10 protein-coding genes are annotated in these 15,327 nt (G+C 71.9%); 3 read left to right on the plus strand and 7 right to left on the minus strand.

Annotation, left to right across the window (positions count from 1 at the left end; genetic code table 11):
• Together QFZ82_RS22470 and QFZ82_RS22475 are read right to left on the minus strand one after the other, a co-directional pair.
• Window positions 1-483, minus strand: a complete 483-nt coding sequence (locus QFZ82_RS22470; RefSeq protein ID WP_307714854.1) for a DUF2771 domain-containing protein — start codon at window positions 481-483, stop codon at window positions 1-3.
• 537 nt (window positions 484-1,020) lie between these two features.
• Window positions 1,021-2,370, minus strand: coding sequence for an MFS transporter (locus QFZ82_RS22475; protein WP_307714855.1), 1,350 nt, complete (start codon window positions 2,368-2,370; stop codon window positions 1,021-1,023).
• Between the two features lie 360 nt (window positions 2,371-2,730).
• Between QFZ82_RS22475 and QFZ82_RS22480 the strand changes: the two genes are divergently transcribed.
• The 3 genes from QFZ82_RS22480 (at window position 2,731) to QFZ82_RS22490 (ending at window position 8,170) form a co-directional block, all read left to right on the plus strand.
• Window positions 2,731-3,672, plus strand: coding sequence for a DUF3027 domain-containing protein (locus QFZ82_RS22480; RefSeq protein ID WP_307714856.1), 942 nt, complete (start codon window positions 2,731-2,733; stop codon window positions 3,670-3,672).
• Between the two features lie 638 nt (window positions 3,673-4,310).
• Window positions 4,311-7,511: a sacsin N-terminal ATP-binding-like domain-containing protein gene (locus QFZ82_RS22485; RefSeq protein ID WP_307714857.1), complete on the plus strand. Its 3,201-nt coding sequence runs from the start codon at window positions 4,311-4,313 to the stop codon at window positions 7,509-7,511.
• 47 nt (window positions 7,512-7,558) lie between these two features.
• The gene (locus QFZ82_RS22490) at window positions 7,559-8,170 is read left to right on the plus strand and encodes an SMI1/KNR4 family protein (protein WP_307714858.1); all 612 of its coding nucleotides are present in this window, start codon (window positions 7,559-7,561) and stop codon (window positions 8,168-8,170) included.
• Between the two features lie 111 nt (window positions 8,171-8,281).
• Here the strand turns inward: QFZ82_RS22490 and QFZ82_RS22495 are convergent, their stop codons facing one another.
• From QFZ82_RS22495 to QFZ82_RS22515, 5 genes are all read right to left on the minus strand, one after another.
• The gene (locus QFZ82_RS22495) at window positions 8,282-9,547 is read right to left on the minus strand and encodes an IS701 family transposase (RefSeq protein ID WP_307712235.1); all 1,266 of its coding nucleotides are present in this window, start codon (window positions 9,545-9,547) and stop codon (window positions 8,282-8,284) included.
• 134 nt (window positions 9,548-9,681) lie between these two features.
• Window positions 9,682-13,206, minus strand: a complete 3,525-nt coding sequence (locus QFZ82_RS22500) for a DNRLRE domain-containing protein (protein WP_307714859.1) — start codon at window positions 13,204-13,206, stop codon at window positions 9,682-9,684.
• 355 nt (window positions 13,207-13,561) lie between these two features.
• Window positions 13,562-13,852, minus strand: coding sequence for a hypothetical protein (locus QFZ82_RS22505; protein WP_307717992.1), 291 nt, complete (start codon window positions 13,850-13,852; stop codon window positions 13,562-13,564).
• Between the two features lie 368 nt (window positions 13,853-14,220).
• Window positions 14,221-14,349 carry a DUF397 domain-containing protein gene (locus QFZ82_RS22510; RefSeq protein WP_307714860.1) on the minus strand — a complete coding sequence of 43 codons (129 nt, stop codon included), beginning with the start codon at window positions 14,347-14,349 and terminating at the stop codon, window positions 14,221-14,223.
• The gene (locus QFZ82_RS22515) at window positions 14,312-15,226 is read right to left on the minus strand and encodes a helix-turn-helix transcriptional regulator (protein ID WP_307717805.1); all 915 of its coding nucleotides are present in this window, start codon (window positions 15,224-15,226) and stop codon (window positions 14,312-14,314) included. The genes QFZ82_RS22510 and QFZ82_RS22515 overlap by 38 nt, the downstream gene beginning before the upstream one ends.
• Window positions 15,227-15,327: the final 101 nt, after the last annotated feature.

Raw genomic sequence — 15,327 nt, forward strand, 5'->3', positions numbered from 1 at the left:
TCAGGAGGCCTTCTCGAACTGGAAGCGGTAGATGCCGATGACCTTCTTGCCCTTCGTCTCCATGATGTTGACGTCGGCCTTGCTGGTCGGCTCGCCGGTCTGCGACGAGAAGAAGGCGTTGCCCGGGATGGTCCGGTACGACTTCTTGTACGGCTCCTGCTCGACGGGCTGCACGCCGAAGAGCAGCGTCCAGCCGTTGTCGGCGATCTCCGGGTCGACGCCGAGGCGGACCTTGTCGTCGACGGCGAACTTGATCTTGGTGGGAGTGCCCTTGGTGAGGCACTTCTGGATCTCGGACTCCTTGAGCGCCTCGCCGTCGTTGTAGCAGGTCGCTTCGGTGTGGACCGAGTCCGATCCGACCGTCACGGTCGCGAGCGGGGTCGGCTTGTCACCACAGGCGGAGAGGACGAGGAGCCCGGCGGAGACAGCGCCGAGAGCGGCAGCGGTCCGGCGGTGCTTGCCGGAGAAGAACGCAACGGTCATGGCCCGAAGGCTATCGGGCGCGACGGGCACGGCGGCGCGGGGGTACGGCGCGGCGGCCTTTTCAGCCCGGTGGCCTTCGCCGGCGGGCTGCTTCCGCCCCGACCGGGCGCACCCGGGTGCGCTGCGCACGTGGGGCGTGTGGTTCCAGCCCGTCTGGGGCCCTGCCCACGGCCGCCAGGCCGTGGGGGGAGATCGAGGACATGCCTACGAGGGCATGCCGTGCCACCGGGTGGTGGCCGGGTTCGATACCTCGGCCGGGTTGCCGGGGCCGCTGCCCCGGACCCCGCGCCTCAAGTGCCGACGGGGCTGGATTTGCCGGGTCCGCGAGCGTGGCGGAGCCCTGCGGGGGCCGGACGGGTCCGGCGGCGCGGCGCACCCGCGGGGCTCTGCCGCGGAGCTCGCGCCTCAAGCGCCGACGGGGCTGGATCGGGCCGGTCCGCAGGCGCAGCCCCCGGCGGGGCTGGAGTCCGCCGGGCCCGTCGGTGCAGCGCACCCGCGGGGCCGGAATGGCCCGGTCCGCGAGCGCGGCCGGGTGGGTCACGCCACGCGGGGGCGGGGGGCGTCGGTGCGGCGGGCGGCCGAGAACAGGCCGGGGCCCGCCGACACCGCACCCGCCGCCACGATCGCCGCCGCCACCGACATCCCCAGCGAGCCGTTCAGCGGCAGCGAGATGCCGATCGCCCCGCCCAGCACCCACGACATCTGCAGCAGCGTCTCCGAGCGCGCGAACGCCGACGTACGGACCTGTTCCGGCACGTCCCGCTGGATCAGCGCGTCCAGTGACAGCTTCGACAGCGCCTGCGTGAAGCCCGCCGCCGCGCCCAGGATCGCCACCATGCCCGCGCCGAAGAACACCGCCGCCAGGATCGCCGCGGTCAGCACCAGCGCCAGCATCGTCGCGATGATCAGCTCAGGGCCGCGCGCCTTCAGCCACGCGCCCACCGCCGTGCCCAGCGCGTTGCCCACGCCCGCCGCCACGCCCACCATGCCCAGCGACACCGCGGCCGACTGGCCGCCCAGGGGATGGTCGCGCAGCAGGAACGCCAGGAAGAAGATCAGGAACCCGGACAGCGCGCGGTGCGCCGCGTTCGCCTGGAGGCCGTGCAGCACCGAGGGCCCCACCGTGCGCAGGCTCGGCTTCTTCTCGCCGTGCGTCAGCATGTGCGCCTTGCGCTCACCCTTCGCCGAGTCCACCTTGGGCGGCATCGTGAAGGCCCAGTAGGTGCCCAGCAGGAACAGCGCGCACGCCCCGTACAGCGGCCACTGCGGCCCGATCTGCTGCAGTCCCACCCCGGCGGGCGCGGCGATGCCCGTGGCGAGCAGGCCGGCGAGCGTGACCCGGGAGTTCGCCTTCACCAGCGAGAACCCCGGTGGCAGCAGTCGGGGCACGACGGCGCTGCGCACCACGCCGTACGCCTTGGACGACACGAGTACGCCCAGCGCGGCCGGATACAGCTCCAGGTCACCGGTCGCGACCGCGCCCGACAGCAGCAACGCCAGCAGCGCGCGGGCGAGCATCGCGCCCGCCATCGCCGCACGCCGCCCGTGCGGGAGGTGATCGAGCAGCGGGCCGATGACGGGAGCGAGCAGCGTGAAGGGCGCCATCGTGACGGCGAGGTAGAGCGCGACCCGGCCGCGGGCCTCGTCCGTCGGCACGGAGAAGAACACGGTGGACGCGAGCGCGACGGTGATCAGGACGTCACCCGCGCCGTTGACCGCGTGCAGTTCGATCAGTTTTCCGAGGCCCGACTCGCCCGCCCCATGCGCGTGGGTCGCCTTGCGGATGCCGCGCGCGGTGCCGGTGAACGGCAGGTGCAGGGCACGCCCGACCTTCCGGCCCGCTCGTCGGAGCGGCCCGGACGTCTCGGACGACCTCGCGGCTGCCACCTCGTCATAGTGCCCCAAGCCCCCTCGGCGCGAACCGTGCTCCGCGCCGACGGGCCGCGTGTTGGCCGCCGATCGCGTCCGCGATGCGGACAGCGCGGCCCGTCGGTTCGTCCCGTGTTGCGACGGGCAGGTGGGCGGGGAGCTGCGAAGGGGGTAGCGTGCGTAGCGCGCCACCGGCGGTTGTTCTCGGCCGCGCGCCTCTTCGGCATCCCGCAGAATGGATGACGTCAGGTGTGCCCGAAAACGGATCGGTCCGGGCGTGGACGTCGATGCGGCCCTCTGGTCCGCTCCGCCCACGGCCTCGTACCTGTCGGCCTGGCAGGCGCACCCGTGAGACGGCGTAGGAGAGAAGCGAGACCTGTGAGTGCGACGACGCGAAGCCGTACCCCCGACCGTCTGTGCGCCGAGGCGGTAGACCTCGCCCGGGAGGCGGCCGAGGAGGCCGCAGCACCGGGAGTGGTGGGCGAGCATGTCTCCCTCGTCTCCGAGGGAGACCGGGTCGTCACCCACTTCTTCGAGTGCAAGGAACCGGGCTACCGGGGCTGGCGCTGGGCCGTCACGGTCGCCCGCGCGTCCCGCGCCAAGGTGGTCACGCTCGACGAAACCGTCCTGCTGCCCGGTCCCGACGCACTCCTCGCGCCGGAATGGGTGCCGTGGAGCGAGCGGCTGCGGCCGGGCGACATGGGGCCAGGGGACCTGCTGCCCACGGAGGCGGACGACCTGCGGCTGGAGCCCGGCTACACGGGGGAGGACGAGCCCCCGCCGAACTCGGTGCTCGCCGAGCATCCGCCCTCGCACGACCTGGCCGAGCGGGTCGACGCCGAGGACGCCGAGCTCACCGACCGCAGGCCGGCGATCGAGGCGACCGACAACACCGGGCGCGGCCAGATCGCGGCGCTCGCCGAGGAGCTCGGCATGCGCCGGGCCCGGGTGCTGTCCCGGTACGGGCTGCACACGGCGGCGGACCGCTGGGACGAGGCCTTCGGCCCGAAGACCGCGATGGCGCAGGCGGCGCCGGCGGCGTGCGTGACGTGCGGTTTCCTGGTGCCGATCGCGGGGTCGCTGCGGCAGGCGTTCGGCGTGTGCGCGAACGAGTTCTCGCCGGCGGACGGACGCGTGGTGTCGCTGGCGTACGGCTGCGGTGGTCACTCGGAGGCGGCCGTGATGCCGAAGCCGCCGGTGCCGCCGCCGCCGGTGCTCGACTCGATGGCGGCGGACGAGTTCCCGCTGCGGCCGGCGCGCGACAGCGGGTCGGTTTCGCCGGAGACGGACGCGGAGTCGGAGGACCTGGGCCACTCCTAGCCTCTCCGGCCGGCAGGTCCGCCCTCACGGGGTCCCACCCGCGGGGCGCTGCGATCAAGCGCGCTGCGCCCGCGGGGGCCGGGCGATTTCAGCCTTGGCGGCGCTGAGCCCTGCGGGCCGAGGCAACTCCAGCCCGCGGTCTGCGTTGCGCGTGGGGGTGGGGCTGTCGGCCGGTCAGGGCACGCCCTGTGGGCGTGTCCTCCATTTCCCCGTACGGCCTGGCGGCCGTGGGTGGGGGCCCCGGCGAAGCCAGGGGGAGTGCCCCTAGCCGGGTGGGAGCAAGCCCCGCGGGGCGACGTCTGTGGCGCGGGTGCAGCTCAGCCTTGGCGGGTGCTGCGCCCTGCGGGCCGGGCGATTTCAGCCTCGTCGGCGTTTGAGGCGCGGGGCTCGGGGCGGAGCCCCGCGAGGGGGTTGCGCCGTCGGGCACGGCTGCCGACCGGTGGGCAGGGCATTCCCCCCACACCCGCCAGGGCCCCGCCAGGGCGTAGGGGGAATGTCCTCCATCGCCGGACGGGCTGAAAGGCACGCCCCCGCAGCGGCCCGCCACGTTAGGGAACTCCCGTACGCGGTACCTTCGGCCCCAGCAACCACACACAGGCCGCCGCAGGCATGCGGCACCGGCAGGGCGGAGTCACAGCGTGAGCGTCAGGACGACCGAGTGGGCCGACCCGTTCGGGACGGCGCGGCTGCGGCGCGGTGTGCTCGACGCGTGGGCGGCCAGCCCGGCCCGCTTCCGGGAGGACGCCAACGCCGAGGAGGACCTCGCGCTCGGCGGCTACCGGGACCGGCTCGTCGTCGAGCTCGCGCAGAACGCCGCCGACGCCGCCGCCCGCGCCCAGGTGCGCGGACGGCTGCGCCTCACGCTGCGGCCGGGCACGGGCGGCGAGCCCGCCGTGCTGGCCGCCGCGAACACCGGCGCGCCGCTCGACGCGACCGGCGTCGAGTCGCTGAGCACCCTGCGCGCCTCCGCCAAGCGCGAGGGCCACGAGACGTCCGTCGGCCGCTTCGGCGTCGGCTTCGCCGCCGTGCTCGCGGTCAGCGACGAGCCCGCCGTCGTCGGCCGCCACGGGGGTGTGCGCTGGTCCCTGGCCGAGGCGCGGGAGCTCGCCTGGCAGGCGGCCGGGGCCAGCCCGGGGCTCGGCGACGAGCTGCGCCGCCGTGACGGCCATGTACCGCTGCTGCGGCTGCCGCTGCCCGCCGAGGGCAGCGCGCCCGAGGGGTACGACACGGTCGTGGTGCTGCCGTTGCGGGACGGGGCCGCGGTCGATCTCGTGGAGCGGCTGCTCGCAGGGATCGACGACGCGCTCCTGCTGACGCTTCCGGGACTCGCCGAGGTCGTGGTCGAGACGCCGGACGGCGTACGGGAGTTGCGGCGCAGCACGCACGGCGCGTACGTGCGGGTCGAGGACAGTGCGCGCGGCGAACGGCGCTGGCGGGTGGTGAGCCACGCCGGGCCGGTCGAGCCCGCGCTGCTCGCCGACCGGCCCGTCGAGGAGCGGCTGCGCCCGCACTGGTCCGTCACCTGGGCCGTGCCCGTCGAGGTTGACGGCGCCCCGGCCCGCCCGGGCACCGCGCCCGTCGTCCACGCGCCGACGCCCACCGACGAACCCCTGGGCGTACCCGCGCTGCTGATCGCCTCGCTGCCGCTGGACGCGACGCGCCGGCACCCGGCGCCCGGACCGCTGACCGACTTCCTCGTGGAGCGTGCGGCCGACGCGTACGCCGAACTGCTCGGCGAGTGGCAGCCGGTGAGCACCGGCACGATCGATCTGGTGCCCGGCCCGCTCGGCAAGGGTGAGCTGGACGGGGCGCTGCGGGCGGCGATCCTCACGCGGCTTCCGCGTACGGCGTTCCTGGAGGCCGCCGCGCCGCGGGAGCAGGCGGACGACGACTCCGGTCTGCCCGGCCGCGAGGCGCCCCGGGCGCTGCGGCCCATGGAGGCGGAGGTGCTGGAGGGCGCGGGCGCGGAGACCGTACGCGTCATGGCCGACGTGCTGCCGAGCCTGCTGCCCGCCGGTCTCGAGCGCCGGGTCGAGCTGCGCACGCTCGGTGTCGCGCGGGTGCCGCTGACGGAGGCGATCGACCGGCTCGCCGGTCTGGAACGCGAACCGGGCTGGTGGCGCAGGCTCTACGACAGCCTCGCGGGCGTCGACCCGGACCGGCTGTCGGGTCTGCCCGTGCCGCTGGCTGGGGGCACTCCCCCTGGCTTCGCCGGGGGGACCCCCACCCAGGCCGGAGGCTCTGGGGGAAACAGGACGACCATCGGCCCCCGCCAGACGCTGCTCCCTCTCGCGGACACCCCGCCCCACCTGGCCCGTCTCGGGCTGAAGGTCGTCCACCCGGACGCCGCTCACCCCCTGCTGGAGAAGCTGGGCGCGTTGCCCGCGACCCCGCGTGCCGTGCTGACGACGCCGCAGGTGCGGGCGGCGGTGGCGGCGTCGCTCGACGAGGGCGAGATCTGGGACGAGGAAGCGGACACCCTCGACGCCGAGGAACTGGCGGAGACGGTCCTCGCGCTCGTACGGGACGCGGAGCTGGAGCCCGGTGACGAGCCGTGGCTGGGCGCGCTGGCGCTGACGGACGAGGACGGGGAGCTCGCGCCCGCGGGCGAACTCGTGCTGCCCGGCAGCCCGTTCGCCTCGGTCATGCGCGAGGGCGAACTCGCGCTGTGCGACGCCGAACTGGCCGAACGCTGGGGCGAGCAGCCGCTCGCCGCCTGCGGCGTCCTGGCGAACTTCTCCCTCGTCCGGGCCACGGACGTCGTCCTCGACCCCGACGAACTCGAGCCCCGCGAGGGCGACTTCGCCGAGCCCGACGACGCAGGGCTGCTCGACGCGGTCGACGTGTGGTGCGAGGACGTGCTCGACCGGCTGCCCGACACGCCGGTGCCGCCGGTCGCCACGGAGATCGTCGCGGTGCGCGACCTGGACCTGGTGGACGACGACCGCTGGCCGCAGGCCCTCGCCCTGCTGGCGCAGCCGCCGCTGCGGGACGCGCTGACGCAGCCCGTACGCATCCTGCTGCCCGACGGCACGACGGAGACGGTGCGGCCGTACACGGCGTGGTGGCTGCGCGACCATCCGGTGCTCGACGGCCGCCGCCCCGCCGGCCTGCGCGCGGCGGGCGCGGACCCGCTGCTGGAGGGCCTGTACGAGTCGGCCGACACGACGGGTTTCGAGGACGCGCAGGTGCTGCACGCCCTCGGCGTACGGACGTCCGTCGCGGCGCTGCTCGACGAGCCGGGCGGCGCGGCGGAGCTGCTCGCCCGCCTCGCCGACCCCGGCCGCCAGGTGCGCGCCGACCGGCTGCACGCCCTGTACACGGCGCTGGCCGACCTCGACCCGGAGCAGGTCACGCTCCCCGACGAGCTGCGCGCCGTGGTGGACGGCGAGGTGGTGGTCGTGGACGCGGGGGACGCGGTCGTGGCGGACACCCCGGACCTGCTGCCGCTCACCGCCGGGCTGCCCCTGCTCCCGGTGGCGCCCTCGCGCGCCGCGGACCTGGCCGACCTGTTCCAGGTACGCCGCCTGAGCGAGGCGGTCACGGCGGAGGTCACGACCGAGGGCGAGGTGCACGAGGTCCCCGAGTCCGTACGGACCCTGCTGGGCCCCTCCACGCCCGCGACGTACGTCGAACACGAGGAGCTGATGGCGGGCGGCGTCGAGCTCGACTGGCGCCGCACCCCGGACGGCGTGCTGCACGCGGCGACGCTGGAGGGCGTGGCGGCTGCCCTGGCGTGGTCGACGGCCCAGTGGCCGCGCCGCTTCGAGGTGGCGGCGCTGCTGGAGGACGCGTCCCGGACGACGGAGCTGGAACGGGCGCGCTGGTTCGACGCGTAGCGGCTGCCGCCGGGGCGGACTCGCCACCAACGTGTCAGGATGCGCTGGTGGACGATCTCATACGTGCCTGGGAACGCATCGAGACCTGGCTTGGGGAGCACCAGTGCACCAGTGCTCTGTCCGAGCTGCACCCGCCTGCCTCCGAAGAGGCCATCCAGTCTCTCCGGGACGCCATCCCGTACCCGCTCCACCCGCATCTCGTGCAGTGGCTCGGAATCCACGACGGCGCCCCCCTGTACGACGCTCCCATCTGGCCGGGCGGCTATGTCCCGTACGGCATTGACGGACTCGAGGGCGGGCCGGAGTACATGGAGGAGATGCTCGAAGAGTTCAACGAGCAGCGGGACGAGGATCCCGCGCACTGGATTCTGGATCCGTGGGCGGACCCGCTGTGGCTCCCCATTGCCGGTACGAACACGGGGGAGAGCCTCCTCATCGACCACCGGCCCGGCGACACCTACGGCAACATCATCGAGATCGACTATGAGGGCAACGAGGTCACCGCAGTCCGCTGGAAGAATCTGGGGGAGATGATCGGGCTGATGGCCGAGTCCCTGGAGTCCGGATCCCCTATGCCGTACTCGCGCCGGTACGCGCTCGTTCCTCAACTGGACGAAGGCCCACCCAGGCACCTCACCTGGAAGTTGGAGAAGGCCTAGTAGTGCTTGGTCAGGTTGGTATCGCTGTGGGTATGTCGCGGTGACAGGTGGGGCAGGCGCCGGTCCAGACCGCGAGGAGTATCTGCATCTCGCGGACGACCTGGTAGAGGCTCAGGCCGGCGCCGTCTCTTTTGGGGTCCGGGCCAGTCGCTGGAGCGTGCAGAAGGCGTGGGCGGCGGAGACGAGGGTGACGTGGTGGTGCCAGCCGTTCCAGGTGCGGCCCTCGAAGTGGGCCAGGCCCAGGGCTTGCTTCATCTCGCGGTAGTCGTGCTCGATGCGCCAGCGGAGCTTGGCCAGCCGCACCAGCGTGGTGAGTGGAGTGTCGTCGGGCAGGTTGGAGAGCCAGAACTGCACCGGCTCCGGCTCGGCGGCGGGCCATTCGGCCAGCAGCCAGCACGCGGGCAACTCGGCTCCCCCGACGGCCTTGCGGATCTCGCGTCCGGCGGGCCTGATCCGCAGTGCCACGAACCGCGAGTACATCCGCTTGAACCCGCTGCGGCCGCTGCCTGGGCGGGAGCCCTCCCGCCACTGCACCGGCCGGGCCGCCTGCTTCCCCGCAGCGATGATCAGCTCCTTCACGCTCTTCGGCGCCTCGGGGTAAGCCGGCTGGGGCGGGCGCCCGCGACCACTGTGGGGCGGGATGTGAAGCGTCGCGTCGTGTGGGTGGGCAGTGACGGTGGTCGAGCTGCCCACTACGTAGTGCAGCCCGCGTTCCTCCAGGCCGAGCCGGAAGGCCGCAGTGTCCCCGTAGCCGCCGTCGGCCACGACCAGGGGCACATCGATGCCCCAGGACCGGGTCTCGTCGATCATGTCCAGGGCCAGCTGCCACTTCTCGACATGGCCCACATCCGGCGGGATGCCGCACCGCTCGCGACGGGCCACCTTGCCCGGGTCGGCCTGCGGCGAGGCGGGATCCCAGCTCTTGGGCAGGAACAAGCGCCAGTCGATTGCCGCCGAGGCGGTGTCCGAGGCCAGGTGCAAGGACACGCCCGCCTGGCAGTTGGTGACCTTGCCTGCGGTGCCGGTGTACTGCCGAGACACACAGGCCGAGGCGTCACCGTCCTTGAGGAAGCCTGTGTCATCGATGATCAGCGCGGTCGGGTTAATCGCTGGAGCCATCTTCCATGCGAGTCGGGCTCGGACATGCGCCGCCTCCCACGGGCTGGTGGTGATGAAGTGGGCCAGGGCCTGCCGGTTGCCGTCCTCACCCAGCCGGGCGGCCATCGGTTCCACCGATTTGCGCTGCCCGTCCAGCAGCAGTCCCCGCAGATAGACCCCGCCCCACCGACGCTGATCCGCCCGCGCGAACGGCTCGAACACATCCGCCGCGAAGTCCTCCAGACGGCACCGGACTTCATCCAACTCCTCAGGTGTCACACCCGGTCAACGACGCAGCCCCTCAACGGGACACGCCACCGACGAATGAACCTGACCAAGCACTACTAGCACCAAGGACGTGAGAAGACCCCCTCCCGCCGACCGGTAGGAGGGGGCTTCTTTCTGTCTACTTGCTACGGCCTGACCAGACCGGGGACATCGATGAAGTAGGCGTCATTGTCCAGCATTCGGTTCTTGGTGTAGAAGCCCGAGAGGCGGGAGCCGGCACGCTCGTTCTGGGCACCGGCCATGGTGGCGCGGGCGCACTTCTCCTTGTACGTGGGTGCCGTGTTCGGCGCCCTCAGGTCGTCGTAGAGACGCCACTTGCCGTCAGCGTCCTTACGGGCATACGCCTGGAGACACTGTGAACCGTTGGTGACACCCGCCTGCGATCCACCGCTCTCCTTGGAGGCCGCGAAGGCATACTCGTCGCACTGAGTCGCCTTCTTGTCACCGGTCGCCAGCGGGTGCAGGACCAGCGCGTACTGACCACTGTCCGGGCAGACGACAGCGCGGTTCGCGTCTCGCCTGGCCGGGTCGAACTCGCGGTGCAGCGGACTGTTGTGTGCCTTGCTGCCGGGGTGCCAGTCGAGCTTGTCGCGCATCTCCATGTAGTACAGCGCGGCACCTTCGGCGTACTTGTGCTTCAGCTCGAACGTCGGCGTGTACTTGGGGAACACACAGCCGACGGACGCCGCGTTCGGCATCATCTGGTCACAGCGGATCTGGTCCCAGAACACCCAGCTCGGCTCGGTGACCTTCACCGCGCCAGGAGCAGCGGACGCCTTGAAACCGAGGAAGCTGCCTCGGTCGAACTCCTGGGACTTGCCAAGGGCAGCCGTCTTCCAGGTGAACTTGCGCGTCTGGACGGTCTGCTCGGTCACCGGCGAGGTGGTGGTCCAGGAAGTCGGTCCGGTGAATTCGGGGCCGACGAACGCCCGATCGCAGACGGTGTCACCGCCACACGTGGCGTCCCAGTAGTCGAGGGTCACCGTTCCCAGCGCACCGTCGATGGACAGCGGAGCGATGAAGTTCCGCTGGTGCCAGGCACCCGTGTTGTCCAGTTTCATCTCTTCGCGGACGAGGAAGATGGCGGTGCCGATGTGCTTGGGCGGCTGGTTGTTGCTGATCTGCCACCAGTCGGCCACGACACCGACCTTGTGGCAGCCTTCACGGCGGGTGAGCGTGTATCCGCCGATCGCCGGGTCACTGCACCAGGAGACGAGAGGATCGGTGGGCGCCGGCAGTGCCATCGCCGCCCTTGCGATCCCGGCGTCGTACTGACGACTCTGGCACATCTCGATCTCGGGGTTGTCGGTCGTGTAGCAGTTGTCCCGGCTTCCGGGCTCCGGAGGAGCGCCATGCGGGCTCGGCTGCTTCTCGGGAGTGTCCTCCGCCTCGTAGGGCTCCTCGTCCGGGATGGGGTCGGGGTCGGCGCCGCCGTCCGGGACGGCGGTGTCGCCGCTGATCGGCGCCTTGCCGGTGCCGTAGTCGTAGACCTTCTGCGATCCCTTGTTGTCGGCCCGGTCGACGGCACGGCCCTCGGTACGGTTCATGCCCCGCTCGTCCGGTGTGCCCGTCACCGTGGTGGGCTGACCGGCCACGGCGGGCTTCTCCGCAGTCCAGGCACCACCGTTGGTACGGCTCTCGATGCCTCGGACATCGTCACCGGCCGGAGGTGTGATCTGGAAACTGCCGGCGCCCTTGTTCGGCGTCCACGCGCCCTCGGGGTAGTCGGTCGAGGCGATCTTCGCCGGGGCCACCGGTGCGGTGGTGTCGACGACGAACTGGGTCCACGGCGACCAGTTCAGGTTGTAGTGCGTGCCGTCGTAGGCGTTGGTGCGGAACTTGTAGGTCCGGCCGTCCTTGAGCTGCCCGGCGGGCACCGTCACGCTCACCGGCTTGCCCTGGTCCCCGTACGGGGACAGGAGCAGGCCCTCGCCGAGCGGCGTGGTGATGGGCGTGTTGGTCGCGGCGTCGTAGACCTGGAAGGTGCCGTTGACCTGGTCGCCGTCCGGGTCGGTGAACGTGTCGCGCAGGATCGGGGTGGTGGTGTTGACCGCCCAGACACCGGCGTAGGACTTGAACGGGGCGCCGGCCTGGCGGGCCGTGCCGTCCGAGGGACGGTAGTTGTACGTCACCGACAGCTTGGGCTGGTTGGCCGCGTTGTTGGCCGAGTTGACCCGCTTCCACGCCCGGGTGTCGTCCGTCGCGGCGCGCAGGCCCATGTGACCGCGGGTGGCCTTGGCGGACGCCCAGGTCTGGACGAGGGCGTCGACGTCGGCGTTGACCCAGCCGTCGGCGCCGCAGGACGGGTTGCCCTTGGTCTCGGTGGAGGAGTGGTACTGCTGGTTCCACGCGGGCTGGCTGGTCCAGCGGGACGCGGTGGACGGGGCACTGGTGTCCCACACGGTCCAGCTCTGCGCGGTGCAGTCGGTGTTGCCCGAGTGGAAGTTGTACAGCGACAGGTTGGTGTCGACGATCAGTGCGTCGGCGATGGCCGAGGTGTTCCAGGTGATGAAGGAACGGGCCGTGCGGTAGGTGCCGTCGGCGTTCTTGGTGCCGGGGTTGCCGAAGTCCAGCTCGGTGTCGGCCGACCAGTCGACGGTCTCGCCCTGCTGGACGTAGGTGTCGAAGGTGTTCGACAGCGCCGAGGTCGACGGGTCGACGGTGACCGGGTACACGGTCTTCAGGTCGGCGAGGAACGCCGGGTCGGGGGTGACGACGAGGTCGATCAGGCCCTTGCCCTTGTCGACGACCTTCATTCCGACCCGGGCCCGGTTCTCGTGCTTCCCGGACCGCTTGTCGACCGATGCGTCCCACATGACCGGGGCGGGCATGGTGGCTCGTGCGGCGCCGGTCTTCGCGTCGGCGAAGGTGACCGAACCATCCTTGTGGGCCTTGGCCTTGAGGCCCTTGGCCCGGACCGGGAGGGTGTACGAGTAGCCGCCGGCGGCAGGCCGCTCGCGTATCTCGACGAACTGCTCGAAGCCGGTGCGGGTCGCCTCGACGATCACGTCGGCGCCCGGCACGGCCTCGCGGTACCGGGCCGTGGTGCCGTCGATCGCCGGGGCGGGCAGTCCGCCCTTCCACTGCAGGGTCACGCTCTCGTCGCCCTGGCCGAGGGTGACGAGGTCGCGCGGGGCGGCGTCCTTGGCGGCGTGTAAGGAGGTGGCCCTGGTGCCGCCCTTGCCGCCGAGGCGCAGGCCCTTGGGGTGGTTCTTCGCCTGGACGCTGCCGCCCGCGCCGCGCGCGAGGGTGACGTCGACCTTCTGCCACGTGCCGCCGCGCCGGACGCGTTCGGGCCCGGAGGTGAACTCGGTGGTCAGGGTGCCGTCGGGGTTGGCGACGGTGTACGAGGTCTCGGTCGTCTCGTCGGTGACGACGACCTTCTCGCCGGTCTTCTCCGCCTCCAGGATCGCCCACGCCTTGGAGCCCTTGGCGTGACGGGCGGCCCACGCCATGTCGGAGGCGAGGATCTCGTCCTGGGACGGCTGATGGCTCTGGAGCAGTGCTTCCTTCGGCTGGGGCGTCGCCGCGACGGCCGTACCGCCGGCGACGAACGCGGCCTCGGCGACGAGCAGCAGCGCTGCCGCGGCCGCCGTGCGGGACATCCGTCTGCGCCGTCCGTGCCCGGAGATCTGTGTGTCAGGAGACACGAAGTGATGCCTTCCTCTTGGAAATTCAAACACATGTGCTGGGCGCACTGGTGAAGGACGCTATGCGCGTCAAGAGGAGGGCAGAAGGGCACTTCTGGCCGTCCGGGCGGCTTCGGATCGCGCAGGCCGTGGCGGCGTTGGTCCTGCAGAGGGGCGGTGTCTCAAACATCGGATTGATCACATGGCGCCGCGGGACGGGGTTGTCCTCAGCGTCCTGCCGGTGGCCGATTCACGGGCGATCAGTGAGCGCCCCGAGAGCGAACCGTGGATGTCTGACGAATCGCAGCCAAAGCCTCAGATGTCGCCAAGTCGCCGTGTGCCGTGGGGAATTCTGACGCGAAATAGGCGTCCGGGCTCAGTGCCCGCCGCGCGGCTCCATGCAGCCGCCTTCCACGTAGTGGCCGTGCGTCTCGACGGTCACCGGGTCGCGCAGACGCAGCGAGGCGGGGACGGCGATGGCGTCGGGGTCCGCGGCCTGCGCAGGCACGGGCCCGGGGTCGAGGGCCGGCGGCACGGCGCGTACGGGGGCCGGGAACGCCGCCGCCTCGACCGGCGCCGGTGCCGGGGCCTGAGGTCGTCTGATGGAGGCCGCCACGCCCACGGTGACCGCGCTGCCTCGGTGCTGCGCCCGGGCGTTGGCGAGCACGGTGCAGTCGGCCGTGAGGCGGTGCGGACGTGGATCACGCCAGAGGCCGGAGTTCCGACGGGGGCGCGCAGGGGCGCGTTGGACTGCCGTTCAGCCATCGGGAGGGTGTCTCCTCCTGATGGGTGAGGCCCCTCGATCGGGATTGCCGTCCCGGCCGGGGGCCGTCATAGGTCTGGGTTTGTTGCGGACGCAACCGCCGACTTCCCACCCCCGGCAAGCCAGTCGCTCGTCCGGGTGACGGAGGGGAGGGGAGGGGGCAGGTGGTTCTTTCCCCAGGTTCTTTGGGGGAGTTCGTGGCCCACCGCCCCCTCGCGAGCGAGGTCCCGGCGGCTCGGCAGGACCGGTGTGCCGACCGGGTCCCGCTCCGCTCAGTCCCGGTCGGCGGCCTTCAACTCACCTATGAACGCCGCCCAGGACGCGGTCGCGAAGGTGATCGACGGGCCGTGCGGGGCCTTGCTGTCACGTACCGGAACCACGCCGGGGATTGCGTCCGCCACCTCGACGCAGTTGCCGCCCTCCTGATTGCTGTAGCTGCTCTTTCGCCAGGCGGCGTCGTGCGGACCGGGAAGGGAGATTCGCGCCACGGTAGTCGTCCTCCATCGCGGATCGGATCATGTCGAGCGACATGAACGGGGGCAGCGCCGCGGCCCCCAGCCGATCGTAGGTCAACGCGAGATGCCCGACCTCGGCCGGATCCTCGAAGAGCTGGCCGTGGTGCGCGCCTTCCGTGTAGGCCACTTCGGTGCCGTTCGGCAGGGTCAGCACGGTGAGGGAGCCGCCGAGCATGTCGTGCGCGCCCGCTGCGAACGGGAGGACCTGCACGGTGACGTTCGGCTTGGCGGCCGCCCTCGCCAGATGGGCGAGCTGGCGTCGCATGACGTCGTCGCCGCCGACCGGCCGCCGCAGTACCGACTCGTCGAGGATCACCAGGAGGTCCGGCCGTTCCGGAGACAGGAGCCGCTTCTGCCGCTCGAGGCGGGCGGACAGCCTCTCCTCCAACTGCTCCTCGCTCTTGAGGGAGAGGCCGACGCTCAGGACGGCGCGCGCGTACTCCTCGGTCTGCAACAGGCCGGGCACGACATGGCACGCGTACTCGCGAATCGCGGCGGCCTGCGCCGAGTACGCCATGAACGTCCGCGACCAGTCCGGGAAGGACTCCCGGTAGACGTGCGGCCACAGGTCCACCAGTAACCCGTCCGCACCGAGCGCCGCATCGAGCGCCCGCGCGAGCTCCAGCGTCGGCTTGGCGCCGGACGACCGCTCGACCTGGGTGATCCGGGTGCTGACGACGTGGGTCCTCGCACCGAGTTGGGCCTGCGTCAGACCGGCGGCCGTGCGCAGTCTGCGGACCTGTGAGCCGAAGAGGGCGGCCATCGAGGCCTCGGGCTCAATTGCTTTGGCCATGGGCTTACTTCCGTTCCTTACGGCCTGCGGTGTAATGCTGCATGCCCTTCCGAGCGTAGGTCCGCCCGACG

This window comes from Streptomyces sp. V4I23, from assembly GCF_030817975.1.
GTDB lineage: Bacteria > Actinomycetota > Actinomycetes > Streptomycetales > Streptomycetaceae > Streptomyces.